This is a genomic window from Pradoshia sp. D12 (assembly GCF_008935075.1).
In the GTDB taxonomy this organism is placed as follows: domain Bacteria; phylum Bacillota; class Bacilli; order Bacillales; family Pradoshiaceae; genus Pradoshia.
The window spans coordinates 210,968-237,500 of sequence record NZ_CP044545.1 but is presented as its reverse complement, the minus strand read 5'-3'; the positions used below and the strand labels follow the sequence as shown (position 1 = coordinate 237,500).

25 protein-coding genes and 3 tRNA genes (1 of these 28 only partly in view) are annotated in these 26,533 nt (G+C 38.7%); 3 read left to right on the top strand and 25 right to left on the bottom strand.

Features of this window, described 5'->3' with window-relative positions; translation table 11 throughout:
• The 4 genes from F7984_RS01340 to F7984_RS01325 form a co-directional block, all read right to left on the bottom strand.
• A tRNA-Asp gene (locus F7984_RS01340) sits at positions 1-2 on the bottom strand; it reaches 75 nt to the left of the window's first position.
• A gap of 10 nt (positions 3-12) precedes the next feature.
• Positions 13-86, bottom strand: a tRNA-Met gene (locus F7984_RS01335).
• A gap of 37 nt (positions 87-123) precedes the next feature.
• Positions 124-198: transfer RNA gene (locus tag F7984_RS01330), tRNA-Glu, on the bottom strand.
• 205 nt (positions 199-403) lie between these two features.
• On the bottom strand, positions 404-868 hold the full coding sequence (locus tag F7984_RS01325) for a SprT family protein (RefSeq protein ID WP_140462284.1): 465 nt from the start codon (positions 866-868) through the stop codon (positions 404-406).
• A gap of 114 nt (positions 869-982) precedes the next feature.
• Between F7984_RS01325 and cmpA the strand changes: the two genes are divergently transcribed.
• On the top strand, positions 983-1,102 hold the full coding sequence (gene cmpA, locus F7984_RS01320; RefSeq protein ID WP_139063802.1) for a cortex morphogenetic protein CmpA: 120 nt from the start codon (positions 983-985) through the stop codon (positions 1,100-1,102).
• 20 nt (positions 1,103-1,122) lie between these two features.
• Here cmpA and F7984_RS01315 read toward each other — a convergent pair whose 3' ends face one another.
• From F7984_RS01315 to acpS, 14 genes are all read right to left on the bottom strand, one after another.
• Positions 1,123-3,288: a Tex family protein gene (locus F7984_RS01315; protein WP_140462285.1), complete on the bottom strand. Its 2,166-nt coding sequence runs from the start codon at positions 3,286-3,288 to the stop codon at positions 1,123-1,125.
• Positions 3,289-3,392: 104 nt separating this feature from the next.
• Positions 3,393-3,995, bottom strand: coding sequence for a PP2C family serine/threonine-protein phosphatase (locus F7984_RS01310; RefSeq protein WP_225983640.1), 603 nt, complete (start codon positions 3,993-3,995; stop codon positions 3,393-3,395).
• The gene (sigB, locus tag F7984_RS01305) at positions 3,992-4,792 is read right to left on the bottom strand and encodes an RNA polymerase sigma factor SigB (protein ID WP_066102445.1); all 801 of its coding nucleotides are present in this window, start codon (positions 4,790-4,792) and stop codon (positions 3,992-3,994) included. The genes F7984_RS01310 and sigB overlap by 4 nt, the downstream gene beginning before the upstream one ends.
• Positions 4,770-5,243 (bottom strand): anti-sigma B factor RsbW, encoded by a 474-nt coding sequence (gene rsbW / locus F7984_RS01300; protein ID WP_066102448.1) that lies wholly within the window; start codon positions 5,241-5,243, stop codon positions 4,770-4,772. Before rsbW ends, sigB begins: the two co-directional genes overlap by 23 nt.
• Complete coding sequence (locus F7984_RS01295) at positions 5,240-5,572, bottom strand: anti-sigma factor antagonist (RefSeq protein ID WP_066102453.1); 333 nt, start codon at positions 5,570-5,572, stop codon at positions 5,240-5,242. Before F7984_RS01295 ends, rsbW begins: the two co-directional genes overlap by 4 nt.
• Before the next feature lie 62 nt (positions 5,573-5,634).
• On the bottom strand, positions 5,635-6,645 hold the full coding sequence (locus tag F7984_RS01290; protein WP_139063803.1) for a PP2C family protein-serine/threonine phosphatase: 1,011 nt from the start codon (positions 6,643-6,645) through the stop codon (positions 5,635-5,637).
• 11 nt (positions 6,646-6,656) lie between these two features.
• Entirely contained in the window at positions 6,657-7,058 is a 402-nt protein-coding gene (locus F7984_RS01285; RefSeq protein ID WP_066102671.1) for an anti-sigma regulatory factor, read from the bottom strand.
• Positions 7,059-7,062: 4 nt separating this feature from the next.
• Entirely contained in the window at positions 7,063-7,419 is a 357-nt protein-coding gene (locus F7984_RS01280; protein WP_066102458.1) for an STAS domain-containing protein, read from the bottom strand.
• On the bottom strand, positions 7,416-8,252 hold the full coding sequence (locus F7984_RS01275; RefSeq protein ID WP_066102461.1) for an RsbT co-antagonist protein RsbRA: 837 nt from the start codon (positions 8,250-8,252) through the stop codon (positions 7,416-7,418). Before F7984_RS01275 ends, F7984_RS01280 begins: the two co-directional genes overlap by 4 nt.
• 338 nt (positions 8,253-8,590) lie before the next feature.
• Positions 8,591-8,953, bottom strand: a complete 363-nt coding sequence (locus F7984_RS01270; protein WP_066102464.1) for a type II toxin-antitoxin system PemK/MazF family toxin — start codon at positions 8,951-8,953, stop codon at positions 8,591-8,593.
• Entirely contained in the window at positions 8,946-9,227 is a 282-nt protein-coding gene (locus F7984_RS01265; RefSeq protein ID WP_049672447.1) for a CopG family ribbon-helix-helix protein, read from the bottom strand. Before F7984_RS01265 ends, F7984_RS01270 begins: the two co-directional genes overlap by 8 nt.
• A 160-nt stretch (positions 9,228-9,387) precedes the next feature.
• Positions 9,388-10,560, bottom strand: coding sequence for an alanine racemase (alr, locus tag F7984_RS01260; RefSeq protein ID WP_066102467.1), 1,173 nt, complete (start codon positions 10,558-10,560; stop codon positions 9,388-9,390).
• Positions 10,561-10,683: 123 nt separating this feature from the next.
• A complete protein-coding gene (locus F7984_RS01255; protein WP_306821568.1) occupies positions 10,684-11,694 on the bottom strand; it encodes a LolA family protein in 1,011 nt (336 codons plus the stop codon).
• A 289-nt stretch (positions 11,695-11,983) separates the two neighbouring features.
• Positions 11,984-12,337: a holo-ACP synthase gene (acpS, locus tag F7984_RS01250; protein ID WP_066102473.1), complete on the bottom strand. Its 354-nt coding sequence runs from the start codon at positions 12,335-12,337 to the stop codon at positions 11,984-11,986.
• A 96-nt stretch (positions 12,338-12,433) separates the two neighbouring features.
• On the opposite strand from acpS, the gene F7984_RS01245 reads away from it, so the two are divergent.
• Both F7984_RS01245 and F7984_RS01240 read left to right on the top strand, forming a co-directional pair.
• Positions 12,434-13,021 (top strand): rhomboid family intramembrane serine protease, encoded by a 588-nt coding sequence (locus tag F7984_RS01245; protein WP_066102476.1) that lies wholly within the window; start codon positions 12,434-12,436, stop codon positions 13,019-13,021.
• Between the two features lie 82 nt (positions 13,022-13,103).
• Positions 13,104-14,243, top strand: coding sequence for an AimR family lysis-lysogeny pheromone receptor (locus F7984_RS01240; protein ID WP_066102479.1), 1,140 nt, complete (start codon positions 13,104-13,106; stop codon positions 14,241-14,243).
• Here the strand turns inward: F7984_RS01240 and uvsE are convergent.
• The 7 genes from uvsE to F7984_RS01205 form a co-directional block, all read right to left on the bottom strand.
• Positions 14,203-15,189 carry a UV DNA damage repair endonuclease UvsE gene (gene uvsE / locus F7984_RS01235; protein WP_140462286.1) on the bottom strand — a complete coding sequence of 329 codons (987 nt, stop codon included), beginning with the start codon at positions 15,187-15,189 and terminating at the stop codon, positions 14,203-14,205. The genes F7984_RS01240 and uvsE overlap by 41 nt on opposite strands.
• Positions 15,190-15,286: 97 nt before the next feature.
• Positions 15,287-16,780 (bottom strand): degradosome RNA helicase CshA, encoded by a 1,494-nt coding sequence (locus tag F7984_RS01230; protein ID WP_066102485.1) that lies wholly within the window; start codon positions 16,778-16,780, stop codon positions 15,287-15,289.
• 765 nt (positions 16,781-17,545) lie between these two features.
• A complete protein-coding gene (locus tag F7984_RS01225) occupies positions 17,546-18,913 on the bottom strand; it encodes a UDP-N-acetylmuramoyl-tripeptide--D-alanyl-D-alanine ligase (protein WP_140462287.1) in 1,368 nt (455 codons plus the stop codon).
• A 212-nt stretch (positions 18,914-19,125) separates the two neighbouring features.
• The gene (locus tag F7984_RS01220; RefSeq protein WP_139892879.1) at positions 19,126-20,199 is read right to left on the bottom strand and encodes a D-alanine--D-alanine ligase; all 1,074 of its coding nucleotides are present in this window, start codon (positions 20,197-20,199) and stop codon (positions 19,126-19,128) included.
• 193 nt (positions 20,200-20,392) lie between these two features.
• Positions 20,393-21,160, bottom strand: coding sequence for a hypothetical protein (locus F7984_RS01215; RefSeq protein ID WP_139892878.1), 768 nt, complete (start codon positions 21,158-21,160; stop codon positions 20,393-20,395).
• A 391-nt stretch (positions 21,161-21,551) separates the two neighbouring features.
• Positions 21,552-23,918, bottom strand: a complete 2,367-nt coding sequence (locus F7984_RS01210) for a penicillin acylase family protein (protein WP_139892876.1) — start codon at positions 23,916-23,918, stop codon at positions 21,552-21,554.
• A 145-nt stretch (positions 23,919-24,063) separates the two neighbouring features.
• Positions 24,064-26,475, bottom strand: a complete 2,412-nt coding sequence (locus tag F7984_RS01205; protein ID WP_140462288.1) for a heavy metal translocating P-type ATPase — start codon at positions 26,473-26,475, stop codon at positions 24,064-24,066.
• Between the last annotated feature and the right edge of the window lie 58 nt (positions 26,476-26,533).

The window sequence follows — 26,533 nt, the reverse complement described above, 5'->3', positions numbered from 1 at the left end:
CCATTTATTTAATTGCGGGGACAGGATTTGAACCTGCGACCTTCGGGTTATGAGCCCGACGAGCTACCAGACTGCTCCACCCCGCGACGATATTAATCTCGCTCAAACAATCTGAGGTTTGATTGGTGACCCCTACGGGATTCGAACCCGTGTTACCGCCGTGAAAGGGCGGTGTCTTAACCGCTTGACCAAGGGGCCGTTCATTGCTTACTTTCAGTCTCTTGAGCACTTTTTTCATCTCTCCGCGAGAACTTCAAGCGCCCCAGTCGACTTTATCTATTATAATGAATCTCTTTTAACATGTCAACACTTTTTTAAAAAAGTTTTTTTGTTAAAGTTTTGATGTCATTTTTGCTTTCGGCTTTAATAAGGCCGCTCAAATAAGTTACCATGTTAGCAAGGTCTATGTCAACGATTTTTTTAAAATAATTTTTCCGCGACATTTTCCACATACATATTTCTTCGTATCAAGCTGTCTTTTCCGTCTATATTCCAGGCCGCATGACCGGCATTCGTATAGCCATTTCACAGGGCGTACAGCACGGATATTGCTTTCCAGGGCTGAGCAAAAACGAGGTGAGTTGGTCTTTGCCATCAATTGTTTAAAGTCCCGATCTCCATGCCTGTATCCCTTCCCTTGGAGGTGCAGATGATAATGGCATAATTCATGTTTTATAATTCCCTTTATCTCTTCCATTCCTAATTCATCTAAGTATCTTCGATTAATTTCAATATTATGGCTGACTAATAAATACCGTCCGCCTGTTGTCCTTAATCTGTTATTAAAGATTGCCTTATGAGTGAATGGTATCCCAAAATCCTCTATGGATATTTTTTCAACTAATTTCTGTAATTCCCGGTCCGTCATAAGTTAAACCTCCACACTTTTAAAGTAACAAACCCGGCGGCTGTTACATACAATAAATTAACCATGGGCTTATCACCTATTTATAGTACAACATTTATGAAAGGAGGTCTAAATATGCCTGCTTGGTTGCAAAACCAAATCCAAAGAGCCTTTCTTGAAAAAAACAGCAAGCAAGTGCAACTATTGAATCAATGTTGGTTTTTTTATAAAAAAAGCATTGCCCAATACGATTAAGGCAATGCTTCACATTTATATTATCCAGCCGGATTTATCATTGTAAGGGCAATTCGTTCTTTAGGTATATCTACTTGATCAACCCAGACAGTCACCACATCCCCAACTGATACAACATCCATTGGATGCTTTACATATCGTCTGCTCAATTTCGAGATATGAACTAGACCGGCCTGCTTTACGCCGATGTCAATAAATGCGCCAAAATCAACGACATTACGAACAACGCCTTGGAGCTCCATCCCTTGCTTAAGATCCTCCATCTTCAGTACATCAGATTTTAATAGAGGTGCAGCCAATTCGTCACGCGGATCTCTTTCTGGTCTCATCAAGGCATCCAGAATATCTCCCAATGTGATTTCGCCAATATTCAATTTCTCCGCCATTTCACTTTTCTTCACCGTGGTTAGCGCTTCTCTTAATCGTTCACTTCCTAAATCATCCGTTGTGAAACCGAGCATTTTCAATAAAGAACGAACGGACTGATAGTTTTCAGGATGTATGGATGTCCGATCAAGCGGCTCTTCCCCACCAATTACTCTTAAAAACCCAATGGCTTGTTCATAGGTTTTCGCACCAAGCCTTGGAATCTTTTTTAAAGAAGCCCGATTTCGGAATGCTCCTTCTTTCTCTCTCTTTTTTACGATATTTTGGGCTACAGACTTGGAAAGACCCGCCACATATTGCAATAGAGAAGGAGAGGCTGTATTCACATTAACCCCCACTCGGTTTACTGCCGTTTCAACCACAAAACCAAGTGACTCATTCAGTTTTTTTTCTGAAACATCATGTTGATATTGCCCTACACCTACAGATTTAGGATCTATCTTCACCAATTCCGCCAAGGGATCCTGTAGTCTTCTTGCAATCGAGACCGCACTTCGCTGCTCCACCTGTAAATCTGGAAACTCTTCTCTTGCGATATCTGATGCCGAATAAACACTTGCACCGGCCTCATTTACAATTACGTAATAGATTTTTTCACTTTGCTTCTTCAACGTATCTGCAATGAATTGTTCTGTCTCTCGAGATGCTGTTCCGTTCCCGATTGTGATGATTTCTATGTTATATCTTTTGAGTATAGACAGAATAGCCTCCGTTGCCTCTTTCTTTTTAGCTACTGGCGGATGCGGATAAATCACTCCTACCTCAAGCATTTTCCCTGTAGGATCGACTACTGCATATTTACAGCCTGTACGATAAGCCGGATCTACACCCAATACCATTTTTCCCTTTAAAGGCGGCTGAAGCAGTAAATTTCTGAGATTCTCAGAAAAAATATAGATAGCTTGGTCTTCAGCCTTTTCCGTCAACTCATTACGAATCTCCCTTTCAATAGAAGGCTGAATCAATCGCTTATAGCTATCTTCTATTGCTTCCTTCATAATCACTGCACTCGGATTGGCTGTATTCAAATTCATTTTTCTAGCGAGATAATCCAGTATTTTCTGTGTATCGGTTTTGATGGAAACTCGAAGCACTCCCTCTTTTTCACCACGATTAAGTGCCAAAATGCGATGAGGAACTATTTTTCCTATTGCTTCATCATAGTCGTAGTACATCTCAAATACCTTTTTCTCATCTTTCTTCTCATCTTTACTAACAGATTTAATCAAGCCAAACTTAAATGTTTCATCCCGAATCCATTTTCTGAAAGAGGCATTATCAGAGATATTCTCTGCTATAATATCTTTCGCACCATCTAAAGCTTCTTCTGGCGTTGTCACTCCCAACTCCACATCAACAAATTGAGCAGCTTTTTCAAGTGGGTTTGCAGTTTGAGGAGCTTCCATGATCCATTTCGCCAACGGTTCTAATCCTTTTTCATTTGCGACCGTTGCTTTTGTGCGACGCTTTTGCTTAAAAGGACGATACAAATCTTCAATAGTTTGCAGTTTTACTGCCTTGATGATTTCACGTGATAACTCCTCTGTGAGTTTCCCTTGCTCCTCAATAATACGCAGGACTTCTTCCTTTCTTTTTTCCAAATTATCGAGATAGGTCCACCGCTCAGAAATTGTTCTAATTTCAACCTCATCCAATGAGCCGGTCATTTCTTTTCGATAACGCGCTATAAATGGAATCGTATTACCATCCTCTAAAAGCGCCAATACATTGGATACTTGACTCCCCTTCACTGAAAGCTCTGACGCTATATATTGAACCAATTCACTCTTCGACTTCATTAACAAACCTTCCCTCTGCAAATAATTACCTTTATAGTATCATAACCTTTTCTGCTACAAATACTGGACTCTCATAAATAACACAAAAAAGAAGTCTCTTATAATTATAAAAGACTCCCAAAAATGAATGTAATATCATCGTTCAAGGCACTATTTTGACTTTCTAATTTTTTCGCAGTTTCTTCAAGAGAACTAGCATTTCGCAGGAAATTTTTCGTCCCCTTCATTTCAAATCCATCGGAGTGAATGAAAAATTTAGTGGACGGAGTATATGTAAACTGTTGAGTATGGAATTTCTGCTTTCTTCCAGATAAATATCCGGTTACAGGTAGGGGATAGATCATTTTATCATTTGGAGGATATAGATAGAAACGGATATTACCAACACAGCTGTACTGAAATTCTTTCTTTTTGAAGTCCACTTTTAAAATAGCGACAGCGGCGCCTCGCTTTCTTAGCAGGGCCTGATTACATCGTTCCATAATATCTCCAACATCCTCGCTCTGATACTCCCGAACTACATTAGTAACTGCCCGAGAGGATTCATGAGCAAACTCCCCTGATCCTAATCCATCTGCGATGACACAAATAAAGTAATCATCCGTCACTTCATAAAAATAGTCATCACCACATAACAACTTTCCTTGTTTAGGTGATTGAGACACAATTAATTGCACTCTACTATCCCTTAGCACTTCTTGATTCACCGTATATACTCCGAATTCTCAGCATTAATGGCTTCCTGCAGTTTTTTTATAGCACGGCGTTGAAGACGGGATACATGCATTTGAGATATACCTAATCGATCTCCCGCTTCCTTTTGACTTAGATTTTCTAGATAGGTGTATTGTATGATTTTCTTTTCGCGATCTGACAATACATGGAGAACTTTCTCCAAAACCAACCGCTGATTCACCTTTTCATATCCTTCATCCACATTTCCGAAGATATCTAACAAAGTGACTGTTCCGCCGTCTGAATCCGCCTCGATTGAGTGATCCACTGATAGCGCCTGATAACTTTTACTCATTTCCATCGCTTCTAAAACTTCTTCCTCAGAAACTTCTAAGTACTGAGCAATTTCTTCAATCTTAGGAGAACGATGCAATTCTGAGGTAAGTTCTTCAACAGTCGACTTGATTTTTGGACCAAGCTCTTTAATTCTGCGAGGAACGTGAACACTCCATGTTTTATCACGTAAAAAGCGTTTAATCTCTCCAATTATCGTCGGGACAGCAAAAGCCTCGAAGCTTTTTCCGAAGGAATCATCATACCTGCGAATCGCACCCAGCAATCCAATCATGCCAACCTGGGCAATATCCTCATGATATGATTTTCCCTTTGAATACTTTCTCGCAATCGTTTCAACTAGCCCGGTATAGTGCTGAACAAGTTGAGCCTGTGCTTCTTCATCTCCATGGAGTTGATAGGCTTTAATCCATTCCGTGACTTGGTCTCTCATTTGTGCCTTTTTCTCATCACTAGTTTGAGATTGTTTCTGCATCACTCTCCACCTGCTCTCCCTCAAGAAACTTCGTCATGAATACTGTCACACCTTCATTATGGTGTATTTTCACTTCATCCATGAGCGTTTCAATCAGATATAGACCTAATCCTCCTTCTCTTAAGAATTCCACTGATTGGTCTCTCTCATAAGGCCCCAAGCCTTGTCGCACCTCTTCAAAATCACAGCTTTCGCCATTATCGACTACCATTACTTCAAGACGGTCTTCATATAATCCAAAGCCTATGATAACTTCCCCATCCCGCTCGCCCTTGTACGCATGCTGAACTGCATTTGTACAAGCCTCGCTCGTAGCAATTTTCAAATCTTCTATACTATCATATGAAAACCCCATACGGCTGGCTATTCCTGATAAAGTTAATCTCATTACCCCGATAAATTCAGGTTTTGCAGGTATCTTCATTTCAATATATTCGTATGTTTCACTCATTGCGTTCCACCCTCTGCATGGCTTTTTATATGGATTATATCCGCTAAACCAGTGATTTCAAAAAGACGATGTAATCTCTCTGATAGTCCGATGATTCTAAAATCCCCATTGTGCGCTCGAACATTTTTAAATAATCCTACAAATACCCCAAGACCTGTGCTGTCCATATAAGAAACATCGGTTAAATCAATAATCATGACTACTTTATCTTGATCCGACAAAGGAAATAGTGTCTCTCTTAACTTCGGTGCTGTGTATGCATCTATCTCGCCTTTAACATTTACATGTATTTCAGAATTTACATTCTGTACATCAATAGAAATATTCATGAATTTGTACCTCTCCTCAAAAAGTCATGTTCCGCTATCCTTCTTTACCCGAAATTATCCACTTAAAACTTCCGTCTCATAATTATCAAGGTAAAATCATCTCTTAATTGAAAATGTTGCATCTTTTCCAACTTTTTATAGAGATTGTTTACAATGGTTTGGGCATCTAAATGAATAGATTCCCGAATAAATTGAACCAACGTATCTCTTTCTATAAATCCCTCATTTGTCCTGCACTCTGTTACCCCATCAGATAGAAGGATAATCATATCGCCTATTTCAATCTTTCTTTCATATTGCCTGTATACTGTTTTTTTATCTACACCAAGCAACAGACCCTTAGCAGTTAACTCGGTAAATTCATTTTTTTCGTAATTATAGAAAAATCCCGGTTCATGACCTGCTGAAGCATATGTAAAAATATGATTTGAGGGATCATATAGACCATAAAACATCGTTATGAACATACTCGGTCCAACATTTTGCTCCACAACACGGTTAATACTTTCCAGAACACTCGCTGGGGATGTGCGATGCTCCGGCAAAGAATCCATCGCGTACTTAATCATGGACATACATAACGCCGCCGGTATCCCTTTGCCAATAATATCAGCAATCGCTACAGCCACTCGATTATGCTCATCCTGAACAAAATGAAAATAATCTCCGCTCATGTGCTTAGCCGGAACACTTATGGCTCCAATTTCAAGATTTTTTAGTACAGGAACTCGCGTTTCCAATAAAGTCTGCTGAACATTAGCCGCTATCTCCATCTCACTCTTCAGTTCTCTTTGTTGATGGCGGAGACTCTGTAATTCACGAAAGGCTACACCATACTCCATCATAATTTCCAACAAAAAATCAAAAGAGTGGCTGACTTCTTCCGAAATATCAGGAAGTATTTCTTTTAGCGTATTTTTATGCAAACTTATTATCTCTTCAGGTGATACCATCTGTTCTATAGCTTCTTTGCTGATTTTATGTCCGAGATATAACGCTTTTTCCGTATGCTCTTTCAAGTAATTCGAGAGAGCTTCACGGTATCTTTCCTCCATGCACTCTCTATTTTCCACATACCTTCCCCCTATCGGAGCCATTTAGTAGACATTATTCGCGTACCCTTTCCAACATCAGAGTCAATATCAAAGTCATCCATCAATCTCTTGACTCCCGGCAAACCAGCTCCCAGACCTCCCGATGTTGTATATCCATCTTCCATTACTCTTCTTATATCACTTATTCCCGGACCATTATCCTCTGCTATGACTCTGAGACCCGTTCTCCCATTGTCATAGACTTTTTCAATGCATATTTGGCCCTGCCCTGCATAGAGATAGATATTCCTTGCTAATTCACTTATGGTTGTGGTTATTCTTGCCTGATCCACGGTGCCAAACCCCAACTCTTTGGCCACATTTCTGCCCACTTGTCGGGCTGCAACAATATCCCACTCATTAAGAATTTTTACGTAGGATTGGGTGCTCATCATGCTAGTCCCCCAGTTCCTTTTGTAATTTCTCCAAACCCTTTTCAAGATCCAAAGCTGTCATCACATCGGATAATGTAATGCCCAATTCAATTAATGTGATGGCAACTGCAGGCTGTATCCCTGTAATCACTACTTTTGCTCCCATTAATTTTGACATGTCAATGACATCGCCAAGGACTTTAGCTATAAAAGAATCAATGATATCTACTGAAGTTAGATCAATCACCACTCCATTTGCATTTGTTTCATGTATCTTATGCAGTAAATCCTCCTGAAATTGCAGCGCTGTTGCATCATCCAATTCCCATTGAATAGAAATCAGGAGACAATCATGCAACTTTAATATCGGAATCCTCATACTAATTCCTCCGGGGTTACGATAATTTTTCTATTTGTAATTTCCAGGGCAGCCTCTACACCCTTTTTCAATGTATTTTTAGTTATGATTTCATCTAAGTTAATGCCGAGGTTGACAATTGTTTGAGCAATCTCCGGACGTATTCCCACCAACATACAACGGGCACCAACCAAACGAACAGCCTCTGCTGCCTGAATAATATGATGAGCCACCATAGTGTCAACAACAGGCACTCCAGTAATATCAATCAACACTACCTCAGAACGATGCTTTACTACGCCATCCAAAAGATTTTCCATAATTTGTCTCGCGCGTTCTGTATCTATTGTACCTATAAGAGGCATTACAGTAATCCCTTCAAACACAGGAATAAGAGGTGCTGATAATTCCTGGAGTGCAATTTTTTGCAAAGAAACGGTTCGTTCCCACGTAGATGTATAAACATTCAGAATTTCATTATTTAAAGGGGTAATCCACTCGTCAAAATCCAGCACAATCTCAAGCTGATTTTCCTTTGTCATTACCCCTTCATTTACCATACCGTCTGTAACAACTACATTAAATGCTTTCAATCCCTCATTCACAAATGTTAACGGCCAGCCTAAACGAATAATTTTAGCTGCAAAATCACTAAGTTTCACTTTAAATTCTTCATCAGAATCTTTAATATTAGAAATCAGCACTTCAATAAATTCATTACTGGTGTGAATAAACATTTGATCTGAAACAATCTTCACGACTCGATCATCCGCTTTATCCTTTACACGTTCAATCCACTGCTGCAAAATGATGTCTTTATGACCCTGGATATAGTTTTGCACAAGTTTATTCATTAGTTCCTCCTCCATCAAGTTTTCTGTTAGATTCTTTTATATGGATACATGTACTTTAATTTATTTAATAATTTCAAAAAAACCATATTCACAAACTATTATAAACACTTAAAAAGGAAATAGGAAATCTTAAATTCCTTCGTAATATTGCCGTAATACAGCAACAACGTATTTGTAATTTCTATAACCTGTACTTCATTCCCTTTTTGTCACTAACTTAAACCAAAAATAAGTTTTTCTAAGTTAAAAAGTGCAAAAAAAAACTGCCAAGAATTCGGATTCTTGGCAGCCTAACCTTCAACACAGAAGTATATTTATTATTTATAATCTTTTTACTATTACAATTCCACGAGTCCCAGACTGATTTGGAGCGCATTATCAACCTTACGCATCATTTCATCATCCAGCTGTGTTATTTTATCTGTCAATCTCTGCTTATCAATTGTTCGAATTTGTTCAAGTAAAATAACAGAATCGCGTTCGAATCCATATTTTTGGGCGTCAATTTCTACATGGGTCGGCAGTTTCGCTTTTTGTATTTGAGCCGTAATTGCCGCAATAATTACGGTAGGGCTAAATCGATTTCCGATATCATTCTGAATAACAAGTACAGGTCTTACCCCTCCTTGCTCAGATCCAACCACTGGAGACAAATCAGCGAAATACACATCACCACGTTTAACATTTAAACCCTTATTCACCGCTAACTAAACGCTCCACAGCATGTTCAGCTTCATATTCTGCCTGGAAAGCTTCTGCAGCCATAGTTAAATTAATATTGGCCATCTCCATATATCCACGGCGCATGGATTCGCGAAACTCTTTCTTTTTGCGTTCTTGCAAATACATTTTAGTTGCTTGATAAATAAATTCGCTTCGATTCACATTTTCTTCTCTCACGTATCCATCCAACTCACTTAGCAAATTTTGGGGCAAGCGTATTAGAATTTCCGTAGTTGCACTGGACTCAGACACAGGCAAACACCTCCACCATCACTACAAACCACATAGTTCTTTACTATTATATCTTACCATTATTACTTCTGCATGCAAAGGTGTCTAGTACATTTCTTTCTTATTATGAGGCTAAATAGTTGTCCTTTATTCATTATTCATGCACATATGTGTTAAATAATTAATAATGAAATAACTGATTTACAGTTTCAACAATTAAACCATCCTGCTTATACACTCGAGGGACTCTGCTTGATAGTTGACAAATAACCTCGTAATTAATCGTTTCTAATTTCTCGGCGATCTCATCAACTGTAATTGTCTCATCACCATCGTTCCCGATAAGAGTAACCACTGTATCCTCAGGAACAGACTGATCTAATTTAACCATGCACTGATCCATACAAATGCGTCCGACAATAGGTGCTCTATGTCCTTTAACCAGTACAGATTGCCCAGATAGTTTTCTGATCCATCCATCCGCATATCCAATAGGCAAAGTGGCTATCCATTCAGGCTCACTCGCTGTATACGTTGCACCGTACCCAACTGTATCACCCATTGAAATCTTCTTGATTTGCTTTATCTTTGTATAAAGAGATAAGGCAGGCTTCAACGTTACTGGGAGGTCTTTTGATATTTCCGGTGATGGACTTAAGCCATACATGGAAATACCAAGCCTTACTGTATTGAAATAGGCATCAGGATATCTCATAGCTGCCGCACTATTACTAGTATGAATGTAAGGCGGCAAGTATTCCATATTATCAAGAATCTCCTTGAATTTCAACAATTGGTTTTGAGTTTTGTCCAAGTCCAGCTCATCTGCACTGGAAAAATGAGTGAATATACCTTCAAGATGAATATAATCTTGATTCTTAAGCATATATTCTATTTCTTTCATCTCTTGTATATTCCTTATCCCAAGTCTGCCCATGCCTGTATCAATTTTTATGTGTATATTTAGCGGTTGCTGTATATTTTCTTCCTGTAAATATGCTATAGCTTTCCCTATCCAATCAATGTCATGTACATTTAAAGAGATATTGTACTGCACGGCTACCTTGGAGTCTTCCGCCCTAGTGGAACCTAGTACTAAGATCGGCACTTTTATACCTGCCTGACGAAGCCTGATCGCCTCATCCAAGAAAGCTACGGCCAAACTGGTTGCTCCGGCACCTAATGCCACTTCAGCCACTTGCCGATCTCCATGTCCATATGCATTTGCCTTTACAACCGCCATGATGTCAGTAGTTTGAGGCAACAGATGCCTAATCTGTTCAACGTTATGCTTTATATGATCTAAATTGATTTCTGCCCATGTATCTCTATAGGATAATTGACTATTTTTCATAAGAGGTTTACCTACCTTTAGATGATTATAATTTGATTATTCCCCTTAATGAAAGGATAGTCAATTCATTCCTCAGAAACTAAAAAGAAATAGACCTGCCTTTATTAACAGGTCCATCCACTTCTATTTTTCTGCAGTTTCCTGCACTGATTTCGCAACCATGATCATCTCGTCTGATGTGAGATTTTTTGCAGCGAGCATGAAATCTATCCCTTCATAAGACCAGGATATTGAGTTTTCTGTCATATTGCCAATTGTGAATCCTAAATCAACCGGCTCACCTTCTGCTATGGTGACCGCAGCTTCTTTGACAATCTTTGATTTAGTTTCAATTAACGTGTATTGTTTTTCATCACCCGCAAATGTCAGAACGGCTCGTTTTCCTTCCTCTGTTTTGATCATTTTCTCTCCTGCAGGCTCCACACCCTGTATCTCGGCTGTTGGATATTGAGCTTCAAAATCAATATCTTCTTCAGAAGACATTACCGGCACTTCCAATTGCGCTCCTGTCATATTCTTTTTCACATCAAAATCACTATTACTGTAATTCGGATTGAACTTCGTTTTTTCAAATTCAACCTGAACTAATGCATTACGATCAGAATCCATTACATCTACACTTACAGGCTCTAGTGTTTTGCGGTCAAATTTCACGACCTGCAATGGAAGCATCTTATTGTTCTGATATCTTGTTTTTGTCTCAAACACATAACTATCATCTGTTGCCTTAAAGGTTGCATCCTTATCAACAGTTACATCTGTAATTAAAGACTCATACAGATAGGCCTGCGAGCTGTTTTTTGGCCACTCACTTTGAAACTTAAAACTTTTATTAAGCGCTGGAGTTAATACAAATACCCCTTCTTCATTCCGCAGGATGATTTGACTTTGATCCTTTTGAGCATTTTTCAAGTTTACCCGGTAATTTGATGGAGATTGATACCATACTTCCACATCATATACTTGTGGTTCTGTACCCATTTTTAAAGTCATTTTCGCATCTGCTTTGTATCCCTTTAATTCATTCATCTTTTCCGTTAACGCATCCACAACTTCAGTTTGCGATTTTTCCCCGCAGCCTGCTAAGACCAACATAAATCCCAATGTCAGCGTCAGCATCATTAACCTCCTCAAGATCTCATCCCCTTTTAACAGTAGTAAGTAAAAGGGAGAGGAAAGCCCGATCCGGTTTGTTCATTTACATTCCAGTACATTTTTAAGATACATCCTTTCAAAACATTCTTTATTTCTGCTATTCTTATGTTAATTCAATAACGCTGTTGAAAGCCCGCAAAGAGTGTTTTATCTTAAATACATATGGGTAGTAAATGTCCAAAACAAGGCCTTGTCTCTCCAATTCGTTAATTGAATATATGAGACAATCCTTCTGAATATGTGCTTGCGGGGGACAAACAATTTATTTTTATCGTTTTTCAAGTAGAACCTGGGCAGCCGCATATTGTTTAGTATGGGTAATACTTAAGTGTGCCTTTACCTCTAAAGGATGTTTGATAATCGGTTTACCATTCTTGTCAGGAATAATGCTAATATCATGGAACGATAGTTTACCGCCGATACCTGTACCATTTGCTTTTGAAAATGCCTCTTTAGCAGAAAATCGTCCGGCAAGCCACTCGATTTTTCGATTTTCACCAAGTGACAGATAGTATTCCTTTTCATCTTCAGTTAGTATACGATCAACAAATTTCGGCTGCCGTTTAAGAATATCTCTCACTCTCTCAAGTTCAATAATATCGATACCAATTCCAACAATCATTGGTTCACACCCTCACAATTTATATAGCTATTTTAGTTTAAACATTACCTCATTATAAATGATTTACCAAATCTTATTATGTTAGGATGATGTCTTTTGTTCACTCGTACCGAAAGTTTCGGGCAATTTATCCGTTTTTACCCGGGAGTCAGTCTTTTAACAGCTGTGTGTATAGTTCTTTTTATTATCACTTCTTTACCAATCTCTCTTGGAAGAGATCTTTACACCTTATTAAGCGGAGTTAACTTATTCATTGCAGAGGGTGAATATTGGAGATTGGTCACACCAATCTTTCTTCACATTGGCTTTTCCCATCTATTATTCAATAGTTTCTCCTTAATTATTATTGGTCCTGGACTGGAAAATATATTAGGTACATTTAGATTCAGTCTCCTTTTTATACTGTCCGGTACCCTTGCAAATGTTCTTACATTCTTTGCAGAACCTTTAATGTATGCTCATGTGGGAGCCAGCGGTTCCATTTATGGGCTATTTGGATGTTTTGCCTATATCATCTTTTTTAGAAAAGATTTAATTTCGCAGCAAAATTCACAGGTTATACTAGCTTTAATTATTATCGGGGTAGTCATGTCTTTTTTCCAATCATCCATTAATATCACAGGGCATATTGGCGGCCTTATAATGGGCTTTGCACTCTCCCGTCTATTTTTAGTTAATCGATAATTAGATGAATCTATTTCCTCTCTAGGAAAAATTAACTATAATAGAAATAGCATCTTTAAATTAGAGAGAGAAGGTAGAAGCTATGGATTTATCATTCAGTGAATTTTTGATTCCTCAACCCATAAAAGGAAATGGCCAAGAATGCCTTACATTTTCTATCCCTGAATGGATGAATTTATCTGACACCTTCTCTATTCATACATATGAACAGTATCATCCAATCTATGTCATGCAGGCAATGGCTTCTGTATCACTAACAAATGAAAAGGAAGCCTTCAAAATTGTAAAATCATATTACTGCAAATGTACATCTGGAGTAGTTCAGAAACTCTTTGTCCTGGAATATTTATTCCGTTTAGGATGCATGGATTGGATTAAAACATTAATACTCGAAGATTCCTCCAACCCAGAAAATAATGAATTAAGAAATGTATTTTCTATTTATATTGCTCAGGCAGAGGCTCAGATCGATAACTCAGAGCTTATTGATCAAGCATTTAATCTGTCTTCAAGCTGTTTAGAAATTAATATTGCTTCTATCATTTCACATATGTATGGGATTAGTCAGTTAAGATTGCAAGAGCCACTCAATAAATTAATAAAGGCTGTCGAACCCATGCTTTTACTATGTAAAGAGGAGGATTTGCTGTCTATCTTTAAAATACAGCTTGGAGAAATGTATTTAGTCTCTATGTTATGCAGCAGCACAAATCCAGAGAACGTTCGAAACGCCTGCCAACAATACTTTAACAATAAAGATTTATTGCAACAATTCCCTACTCTGGAAATCAGCCTGTCTCACATCATAGCTCATTCTTATATGTTCGATAGCTTCCCTATAGCAAAAGAATGGGTTACGAAGGGATTAGCTCTGCTGAAAAATGTCCATATGCAACGCAGACCTTATTTGGAGGCTTCACTTAATTGTTCTTTGGATATATTCAGGAGCTTATGGCGCAGAGAATTGGATATACAACCGACATCCCCATCTGAAAAAGCCTATCGTTATATGGTAACTGGCCAAACACATCTAGGAAGCAAGATATTAGAGACTTTGCAAACAGAAAAAGGATCACTCACCCTTTTTGAACACTTTTATTTAGCTATTGGTAAAGGTCCTCATGAATTACGAGAGGCACAGAACCTTTTCATACATAGCCGTAATTACTATTATGCCAAGCTTATCGACTTTCATTTGTCACAGGCTCATACGAAAATATAGCACCATCCATTATTTTAAAGCCATCTAGCAATTTTAATTGCTCAATCAACTTGAAAACAGCAAAATCTTTATGCTTAGCCTCCAGCATACAATCAACTTGGCTTGTCAAATTATTATTCCCCTGCACTAATTCCATCATTTCTTCTTTTTGCACATGATCAGCATGTGCTTTTTTATTTTTTTCATTCTTCGGGGATGAAAGATGGACTTTAACAGGCAAGCTTGAATTACTCCAGGTTTGCACAATCCTTGGCCAGTGATCTTTCCAATCTCCCTGACAGTTTTGTTTATGATGGTGTAAATCAAATACCATTGGAATGGATAGTTTTTCACATAGGTAAAGGGTATCCTGTATGCCAAATAGCGTATCATCATTTTCCAATATAATCATTTCCTGAATATCCACAGGCACATATCCCCAATTATGAATAAATTGTTCAAGAGCTTGTTCCTTATCTTGATATAAACCACCAATATGTAATACACAACGATGTTTTGGCGATAATCCAAAAACTTTTAGTAATCGAAAATGCATCCTTAATGTCTTAATTGATGTTTTCAAGATATTCTTATCTTCACTATTTAAAACAACGAAGTGATCCGGATGAAAATCAATTCTCATATGAGAATGCTTTTTTAGATATTCTTTAATCGCACTTGTTTCCTCTTTTATACCGGCCATATAGTTCCAATCTTCTAAATCCGGATGGTTGGCAAGTGGTATTAATTTTGAGGAAAATCGAAAGAATTGGATACCATTTACTTCATTATGAATTAATAAACGAAGGCAGTTTTTAAGATTGGTTTTTGCAATTTTCTCCAGTCTTTTTATAGCGGCTTCTCTATTTGCCAGCTTGCTGAATTGCGCATATGTCATTGTTTTTGAGGGGGATGCATTTTTCAATTCCATACTCATAGCTACATAACCTAAGCGAATAATAGTCATAAGATTTACTCACCTCCTATGCTTATTATGAACAATGGAAGGTAATTCATTACAAAAAGGCCAATCCTAATGTGTAGGATTGGCCTTTATTTAAATCTTATTTACTTGTGTTTTTTGGTTTAGAGTTTGAGTAAGACTTTCTGCGTCCACCTTGATTGGTGCTGCTGCTGCGTCTTCTGTCTCCGCCACCACGGCTATCTCTGTCTCCGCCTCTGTTATATGGACGTTTGCTTCCGCCACCTTTTCCGCCTTTATAGCCATCTTTGCGGAATGGAAGTGGTCTCTCTTCTGAGATGGTTACAGGCTTTTCATCCGGCTCTCTAATGAACAATTTCAATGCTGCAGCAACTAATTCCTCTGCAGTATGATCTTCTATCATTTCTTTAGCCAACGGAAGATATGCCGTTAAGTCCTCAGAAGAAACAACATTGTACAATTTTTCTTTTACAGTTCTTTGCTGTCCTTCAAGCGCATCTGTAACAGTTGGAGCTTTTATACGCTCCATTTTCTTTTTAGTGGTGCGTTCAACCACTTCAAGATAAGACATTTCACGTGGAGTTACGAATGTAACTGCCATACCTTCTTTACCCGCTCTTCCTGTACGTCCAATACGGTGAACATAACTTTCAGGATCCTGAGGAATATCAAAGTTATAAACATGAGTAACACCGGAAATATCAAGACCACGTGCAGCCACATCCGTAGCTACCAATATATCGACTGCTCCCTCTTTAAACTTGCGTAAGACTGACATACGACGTGCTTGTGTCAAATCACCATGGATTCCTTCAGCTGTATAACCACGTACTGTTAATGCTTCTGCTAATTCATCAACACGACGTTTAGTACGGCCAAATATAATAGCTAATTCCGGCGTATGGATATCAATTAGACGAGTTAATGCATCGAATTTTTCTCTTTCCGGAACACGTACATAATATTGGCTGATTGCCGGTACAGTCATTTCTCTCGCTTTTACACGAACTGTTTTTGGTTCATGCATGAATCTTTCGGCTATACGACGAATTGGATCAGGCATAGTTGCAGAGAACAATAGAGTTTGGTGATTATCTGGAACAGAAGATAGAATAGATTCAATATCTTCAATGAATCCCATGTTCAACATTTCATCTGCTTCATCAAGAACTACAGTATGAACATTGTTCAAACGAATTGTTTTTCTGTTAATATGATCCAACAGTCTGCCTGGTGTACCCACGATGATATGCGGACGTTTTTTTAACGCACGGATTTGACGAGTTATATCCTGACCGCCATATACTGCCAGAACGCGGGAACGGTTGCCTGCTCCGATTTTGTAAAGCTCTTCAGAAACCTGAATAGCAAGTTCACGTGTCGGTGCAATGATTAATCCCTGAATTTCGTCTCTTTTTACATCGATTTTTTCAATCATCGGAATTCCAAACGCAGCAGTTTTACCAGTACCTGTTTGAGCTTGTCCGATTAAATCCCCACCCTGCAATGCAAGTGGAATCGTTTCAGATTGGATTGGAGTTGCTTCTTCAAACCCCATGCCTTCTACTGCTCTTAATGTGTCGCTGCTAATTCCTAATTCACTAAATAATGTCATTAATTTTTCTACCCCCAAGATAGGTGTTATTTTAACAATTGCTTCAATATATTTTTCATTCCTGTAAAACAGGATTACGGTCAATTTAATCATGCCTGTTGCACAGGGTTCGATCTCACAAAAAAAAGCGGCCGTCAGTATCCCGGCAGCATGAGTTCATAAGTCCAATTCATTTGGAAAATTTTCATGAAACGCATGTATTTAACTTATGTTAACAAAAACAGACCGGGATTGCAAATAATCGCACTTGCAATATTCTATTATGCTATTTGTCCTGCTTCAAATCTTCAAGCTATTAACAGATACCTTTGTGGTTCTAAATTAGCTAATTTAAGAACTGTATTCTCCCTTTTTAAAGCCGTTGATGGGTGAAGAATAGGCGCTGCACACTAATCTTGTACACGATAAGCCGTTATAGTCACGATTTGTTTTAAATAAAATAGAGGTTTATAAACATATTTACAGAATTTTGTTTGTAGTACACATAGATGATTTATGCCAGGACTCGATTTATACAAAGCAATCGGATCTTGGTATCAAAATTAAATAAAATATTACATTTACCTACTAATCAATCGATTGATTAACTAACCTAGTTTAGTGTGCAGCATAAAAACGCCAATTAACTAATAAATAACCTCTATTTACATACAGTTATATATTACCCAGATTTCATTCAAATCATGCAGATATGTATGAAATTTTTAAAAATGTCATTCATCCTTAAAGAATGAATGACATCGTGGGATAGTATATCTTTAAGGTTTAGTCTTGAAGGCTACGAACGACTTCTTCAAGTCTCATCCCTCTCGAAGCTTTGACCAACACAATAGAATGTTCATCAATGACTTCTTTTAACTTCAATGATAATTGATCCTTATCACTGAAATGATAAATGCGTTCTTTATTCAAATTTTCTGCAGCACCTTCGGCAATCTTTTCAGCCAATTTACCATACGTAAAGACATAATCAATCTCCTCTGTGATTAATTCACCCATTTTGAAGTGATACATCTCTTCCTCTGGTCCCAATTCAAGCATATCGCCTAGTACAAGAATCTTCTTGCCCGTACCTTTCATCCCTTTCACTAATTCAATAGCTGCTTTAACTGAAGTCGGGCTGGCATTATAAGCATCGTTTATGATTTTTTCGCCTCTCGCTCCAAAGGATACTTCCATCCGCATATTAGATAGTTTTACTTCAGCAAGGCCTGTTGTGATTTGTTCCCAGGAGACTCCCATCGTTCTGCCAGCAGCTATCGCCGCCAATGCATTCAGCACATTATGATTGCCTAAGAGCGGCAATACGAAAGGATGATGACCATCTACATCAATTGTAAATTCCATTTCATTCTCTCCTGCTTTGCTTTGAACAGGATAATAGTCATTTGTCATGCTGCTGCCGAATGTAATCTGTTTATATGCATGCTTGGATACCCTGCTTAACAGAAGAGGTTCATCCCCATTAAAAATGAGTGTTCCATCCTTCTTTAAACCCTCGACAATTTCCATTTTGGCGTCTGCAATTCCTTCACGAGAACCAAGGTCAAGTAAATGCGCCTCACCAATATTAGTAATAATCGCTACATCAGGTTGCCCAATCTGTGAAAGGAGTGAAATCTCCCCACTGCTGCTCATTCCCATTTCTAGAATCAGGATTTCTGTATCTTCCGGAGCAGACAGAATCGTAAGCGGCAATCCAATGTGGTTGTTATAATTCCCACTTGTTTTATGTACCCGATATTTTGTTTTCATGATTGAGGCAGTCATATCTTTAGTAGTCGTTTTCCCATTACTGCCAGTAATCCCGATTACTTTCGTATCCAACTCATGTAAATACGCTTTAGATAACTGCTGTAATGCCTTTAAACTATCCTTAACAAAAATCAGTGCTCTGTTTTCAGGAGGATTCGGTGCATCTGATTCCCAAAATGAAGCAGCTGCTCCCTGAGCGAATGCTGTCTCTACATGATTATGTCCATTGCTATTTTCACCCTGCAAAGGAACAAATAGATTGCCTTCCTCGATTTTTCTTGTATCATTTGTTACTCCTGAAACAAGTATATCTTTGAAACCTTCATTTATGCTGCCATCTACCATAGCTGCAATTTCAGCCAATGTACGTTTGATCATATTAATCCTCCATTACCCTTTATCATCCCTGAAAAAAAACAGATACAGCCAATTAAATAATCGGCTGTACAGCATTCCTCTGCCGTTTAATTGAGTATGCATAACCCTATCAATAGTAATAAGCCGGAAATGATGTTCGTAAATCAACCCATCGAGAAAATCTAATGCGCTGATTCTTACATTTCTCATTTATACAGCCAGGCTACATTATATTAAATAGTATATTTAATTTTTTGCTTTTCAGCATGTCTTTCAATAGCTAAATTAATCAGTTTTTCAATTAATTGCGGATATTCCACTCCAGTGTGGCTCCAAAGTAATGGGAACATACTAAATGGTGTAAATCCTGGCATGGTATTTACTTCATTAATATAAGCTTTTCCTTCATGTGTAAGGAAGAAATCTGCTCTTACAAGGCCTGAACAATCCAATGCTTTGTATGCCTTAATTGCCATGTCATGCAGCATTTGATATTCTTCCTGAGAAATCTCTGCAGGTATTACCAATGCTGTATCGCCATCTTCGTATTTAGCTTTATAGTCATAAAACGCTTTTTTCGGAATAATTTCCCCTGCAACAGAACACTCAGGATAATCATTTCCAATAACGCCAATCTCAACCTCTCTTGCAGTAACACCTTCTTCAATGATTACTTTTCGGTCGAATTGGAATGCCTCTTCAAATGCTTTATGCAGCTCTTCAGCATTTTCACATTTACTAATCCCAACACTGGAACCTAAGTTAGCCGGTTTAACAAAACACGGATATCCCAATGCTTTTTCTACCTCTAGGCATACCTTTTCTTCATTTCCGCTCCATTCTGAACGTAAATAAGAAACATAACCAACCTGCCCCAACCCAGCCTGGGCAAATATATTCTTCATGATTACTTTATCCATGCCTGCAGATGAAGCAAGAACACCATTTCCTACATACGGAATGTTAAGCAGCTCGAGCAACCCCTGTACTGTACCATCTTCGCCATTCGGGCCATGCAATAATGGGAAAATAACATCAAATGCATCATCAGATCCGTGTGCAATAATACTGTTAAAACCAGTTGTTTGAACAGCCTGACTTCTGTGGTCAAACTCTAGCTCCTTAACAGATTCAACCGGCCCCTGTAATTGCGGCCCTTTTATCCATTCACCATCTTCATTTATGTAAATCGGATGTATCTCATATTTAGATGAATCCAATGCTTTGATGACTGCCATAGCAGTTTGCATGGATACTTTATGTTCAGCAGATTTCCCACCATATAATAATCCTAGTTTAATTTTCATTGAATTTACCCTCCGTTAGTTGATACATAATATATTGTATCATTTCCTTTTCAGAACATTAAATTAATATGTGACACGTTCCCCTTATAGGCAAAACTTACATTCTTCTTATTATATGCATATTCGAACATAATTTGTGAACCTGAATATCTGTATAATAAATTAGGAAAACCTCCTTAATTTTACAGGAGGTTTATTTTCCATCTATGACCCATTCCTTCATTTTCTTCTGATAAACGAGATTAACAGTTTGCCGTTTTTGGTATATCGTCCTTAATTCATCTCTCAGCTCATCTTCATGCCGATAATCTCCAACAACCCACACTGGAATCTCGATAGTTTGTCTTGTTTGAATTGACTTATGAAAGCTGATGATTACGCCCTCATTAAACAAAGGGGATAACTGTTTCAGAATCTCTGTAGGGATTATTGCGTTCTCTGTTTTTTTTCTACCGCCCAGCCATAATCGATCCGGCTTATTTATCTCCACATGCTCAGGAATTAGCTTGGAAATTAACTGGTAAAAATCATTCCAATACCGGTAATAAACTTTATTATAAAAGCCATCCTCTAATGTTAAATAGACAAACCGATTATTTAATTTTGGATAAAAGGGAGATCTTAGATGGTTAAATGTATGTCTGATATACAGGATTTCAGCGATTTCCCATGGAGCTAATTCTTCCAGCCCCTCAATATCCTCAAAATCAATCCAGCTTATATGCCCATACTCCTTCCCACTTTCTTTATAATATTTCTTATATGAGGGAAAGGAAACATAATTAAACTGTGTATGCATATCATATTCAACATCCATAAAAGGATGATCCAATAATAAAACATTTGGCGGCGGCTCTTTCAACGATTGCATAAAACTAAAAAAGTCTATGCCAAATGAAGCTACAAAATGCTCAGCTTCTTGTTTATGAAGGTATATAAAATCTCTTTTACCATGTTTCAATACAAACCCCTCCGGCATGTCTTCATCAATACGATGTTAGGTGGCTATTAGACTATTTTGATTAGTCAAGCCTACATCTAATTACCTATCCCCTGCTTATCCTATCGGTGTAAATAGTTTCTCCTTTATTCTAGACGATATTAAACCAAAAAAGATTCAAAAAACCGTAAAAAAATTATATTGTAAAGTTGTTGTAACATTGGTAATCCTTTAATCTGACCTGTAGCAAAAAGTGAGTAGGCACCAGCCTTATTTTTTAAATAAAGATTAAAATTATATAATCCCACTGTTTTAAAAGATTCAAACTTTCTCGTATAAAATTATAAGACTTTTTTCCCAACATTACTAAACTTACGCACCGTTTTAAATTATTTTACTTATTCGGAAAATACTACCTTTTTATTTTTGGTATTAACCGGAGCTTGACTCCATTCTTTTCATTTAGTTTCGTTAGATGATATGTCCCTGTAACCCAATCTTCCATTTGGTTTTGGTACCATTCGCTTCCCAATTGCCCGGACTGTCCTGGTCCGACTATATGTGAGGCCTTGGATAAATCAGAGAGATCCGCAATAAACCTCCATGATCCTCCATGATTAATAGTTCCCTTCGTATCGTAACCAGCTGCCTGAACCGTAACCGCACTTCCCCCACTCTCTAGTTCCCCCTTATAATTAAACACATATTGAAGAGGACTGACTGAGGATAGCGGATGCTTAAATTGAATTTGGTGATAATCCCCCCATCTCCAATTAGAAAGAACCCCTCCCTGTATCTCTTTCCCTTTTGTAACAGCTTTCTTCAAGCTGGTTTCCAGCACCGTCTTTAAGCCACCCTTGTCTTCAATCCAAATACTCTTTTCACCATTTAACGCTTTTCTAAGAAGCTGATCAACAGCTTGCTTTCTGCCTCTGAAAAGGGTGAGCATTTCTTCAGATATATCATCTGCGAATAAGGTGTCCGAGATTTCTGCCATCCATAGTTGGAAGAGTAACGGAGCTGCCATTTCTTTGTCATCCATGTAATTCCAGTCCTCTAAAACATCAATGGCCTCTGTTTCTTTAGTCTCTGATAGTTCTTCTATAAACTTCGGCAGGAACTCCTCCGCCTGCAGATTTCGCTGATCCATTTGCAAATTCTTCATCTCTTCAATCGTTAATTTATCATTGCCTGAAAGAACTTCATCAATCCTCATTTGGCGATAGGGCTGGGCCCAATCATGGCTTATATGATACGGATAGTGTTCATCTGTTACTTTATTGTTAGCCGTTGATATGTATCCTTTTTCAGCATTAATCGTACGCGGTAATTCGTTGTATGGAATATATCCAACCCACTCATTTTCTCCCGTCCAGCCTTCTACCGGTAAAAGAGCATCCTGCTTATCTTTTCGAATAGGAATCTTCCCATTAGCCTTATAAGCAATTGTTCCTTCCTTTGAGGCAAAGACAAAATTTTGTGCCGGCGATTCAAAATCCTCCAGCGCTTTTTCGAATTCGGTCCAATCTTTTGATTTACCCATATTAAGCACGGCTTCCAGCTCATTTGAGGGTTGCAAAGCGGTCCACTTTAAAGCCAAAACATGCTCCTTGCCAACACTTCCTAAAAATTCTGAGATGACAGGCCCATGACGTGTAATGGTTATTTTAAAATCCTCCGATTTCTGTCCTTTTATCTTTATCTTCTCATGAATAACCTGAGCTTTTTCCCATTCTTTTTTGTAAAGAAATTCATCTTCCTGTTCAGGGTTTCTCTTCTCAATATATAAATCCTGTACATCAGGACCCACATTCGTAACTCCCCATGCAATAGTTAGGTTATGACCTAAAATGATTCCAGGAATACCGGCAAATATGACACCGCTAACATTATAGCCAGGCCCTTCCAAATGATTTTGATACCAAACAGAGGGGGTGGCCAAAGATAAATGTGGATCATTCGCCAATAATGGTTCTCCAGATTGGGTCTTCTCACCTGAGACTACCCAATTATTGCTTCCGTTATATTCATTCGGGACAACAGAAGAAGATAAACTGCCTTCTATGTCGAGTTCATCCTTGGTTATATTCACTGGTGCTCCTGCAGGGTAGCTTGGGAATAGTTCATATGCTTTTTCCTTCGGGAAACTTTGCAGCAAATAGTGACGAAAAGCCTGACTGTTCCAGTTTCCTCCCAAATCAAAAGCCATATACTTACCAATCGTCAGTGAATCAATCGGAGTCCACTCCTCTGGCTCATACCCAAGAAAGGTAAATTCTATCGGCCATTTCCCTTTGGCCTTTTTTTCTTTTATGTAGGCATTTACACCCTCAGCAAATGACTGAAGTATTTCTCTTGCCTCCGGTGAATAGGATTCATAAGAATCTTCAGCAGCTCTCCTCAAACCTAGCGTTCGGAAATATTTATCGTTTTTAAGCATGGCTTCCCCTATTACTTCACTTAATCTGCCTGATGCCTGCCTTCTTGATAAATCCATTTGAAACATCCTATCCTGAGCCTGTACATAACCTTGGGCAAAAAATAAATCCTGTGTATCATCGGCCTTTATATGCGGAACTCCTTCTTGATCACGCAAAACCTCTACCTCATTATGTAAACCCAAAAGTTCAAGTTCACCTTCCATTTGCGGTAAAGGCCGTTTAACAAAATAAACCGCTCCCAGTGAACCAATTATAAGAATGACTACTAAAATAGCAATTACCCATAAACTAATTTTCTTCCCCTTTGACACCCGTTTCCTTGGAATCTCCATTTCCATAATATCCCACCTCTCATGCTTTTTACATTCTATAAAAGATGAGAGTTTCCTTTATTTGTTTTAAACCATTGCCTCAGCTGCTTATACTTGTTATACAACGCAAAAAAATGCCGACACTTACCATGTCGGCATTTCCTCACTCTATTTACTTTAGCTTAATTCGTTGAAGGCGCAGGGCATTTAAGACAACACTCACCGAACTGAATGCCATAGCACCACCTGCCAACCAAGGGGCGAGCAGTCCCATAAACGCCACTGGAATTCCAAGGGTATTATAGCCAAAAGCCCAAAATAGATTTTGTTTAATATTACGCATCGTCTGCTTACTTAAATAAAACGCATCTGCAATTCCATTTAAGTCGCCCTTCATCAAGGTAATGTCCGCTGCTTCTATTGCAATATCTGTACCTGTTCCGATAGCAATACCGATATCGGCCAACGCTAGGGCCGGAGCATCATTAATTCCGTCGCCGACCATCGCTACTTTTCTTCCTTCAGATTGGAATCTTTTAATCTGATTCGCCTTTCCTTCTGGAAGAACTTCAGCAATCACATGTTGAATACCCGCCTGCTTTGCGATTGTCTCCGCGGTGCTCTGATTATCTCCTGTAATCATCCACACCTCGATGCCCATATCCCTTAGACGTTGCACCGCCTGTCCGGATGTCTCTTTAATCGTATCAGCAACAGCAATGATACCAGCCACATTTCCATTCACCGCGGCAATCATCGCCGTTTTCCCTTCTTTCTCAAGATCCTCCATAAAAGGCTGAGTTGAGGTGATATCAAGCTGATTAGCCGTCATCCATTTTCTCGTTCCTACCAGGACTTTATCCTGCCCAACAGAAGCGCGAATTCCAAATCCAGGAGTACTTTGAAAATCTACTGCCTCTGTAAGCTCCAGATTATGTTCATGGGCTGCTTCGACTATTGCCTGTGCTAGAGGATGCTCGGATGGTTTCTCTGCTGCCGCTATGAGTTTTAACAGTTTTTCCTGCTCCCAATTTCCGATTGGTATAATATCCGTTAAAATCGGTTTACCATTCGTTATTGTCCCTGTCTTATCCAACAGTACGGTATTAATCTGATGAGCGGTCTCTAAATGCTCTCCGCCTTTAAATAAAATACCAAATTCAGCTGCCCGGCCAGACCCAGACATTATGGATGTCGGCGTAGCCAACCCTAACGCACATGGACAGGCTATTACAAGAACAGCAATCATATTTTCTAGTGCCGTAGTGAAATTTCCACGATCCACGATAAAATACCATGCTATAAATGTCAAAACGGCTATTCCCACTACAATCGGAACAAAGATACCTGATATTTTATCCGCTAACCGCTGAATTGGAGCTTTCGAACCCTGTGCCTGTTCAACCACTCTAATAATTTGGGATAGGGCTGTATCTTTACCCACTTTAATGGCTTTCATCTTTAATGCACCATTTTTATTAATGGTGGCTCCGAAGACTTGGTCCCCTGGATTTTTATCAACCGGAACACTTTCACCCGTTAACATGGATTCATCCACAGCTGAGCTGCCATCGAGCACTTCACCATCTACTGGAATTCTCTCTCCGGGTTTCACATAGATTAAGTCCCCTACTACTACATCGGCAAGCGGAACTTTCACTTCTTTTTGATCACGAATGACAATCGCCGTTTTAGGCTGCAAGCCAATCATCTTCTTAATCGCATCTGATGTACGGCCTTTTGCCTTAGCCTCAAATAATTTACCCAGTAAAATTAAAGTTATTAAAATGGCACTTGTTTCAAAATAAAGATGCGGCATCTCAGCATGATGATGCCCACTTTTTACTATAGATTCATATAAACTATAAAAATAGGCAGCAGATGTACCAAGCACCACTAATACATCCATGTTGGCACTGCCATTTCGCAGAGCCTTATAGGCCCCTTTATAAAATTGCCAACCAATAATGAATTGAACAGGTGTCGCTAAAGCCAACTGAACCCACGGATTCAGTAAAATATCCGGTATATACATCCAGGAGGTAAAAGAAAAATGGGCTACCATCGTCCATAATAGTGGCAATGAAAGGAAAGCAGCTGCTATAAACCTAAGCTGTTGTTTTTTTATAGCCGATTGCCTCGGGTCTTCACTTTCCTGTTTATGCTGTTCCTTTGGTGAAGCACCATAGCCTAGTTTTTCTATTTTGGCAATGAGATCTTCCTCAGATAACTCACTGCTAGAATATTCAATCGTGCCTGATTCCAAGGCCAGATTTATATTGGCAATTAAGACACCCTCCGTCTTGTTCAATACCTTTTCAATTCTTGCTGAACAGGCGGCGCAGGTCATTCCGGTAATCATTAGTTCCGATACTCTAGTCGTAACCCCGTACCCTAGCTTTTCTATTTTTCCTCTTAAATCGTTCGCTGATAAGAGAGTAGGATCATAAAGAATAGCAGATGTTTCAGTGGCTAAGTTCACATTTACCTCTTTAACTCCCTCCATTTTCCCCAGTACCTTTTCAATCCTTGCTGAACAGGCGGCACAGGTCATTCCCGTAATCTGCAAATGGACATGCTTCATAAACTCACCACCTTATTGTTGAACTTGCATTATTTAAATAGGGCGTGGCTTAGCCTAT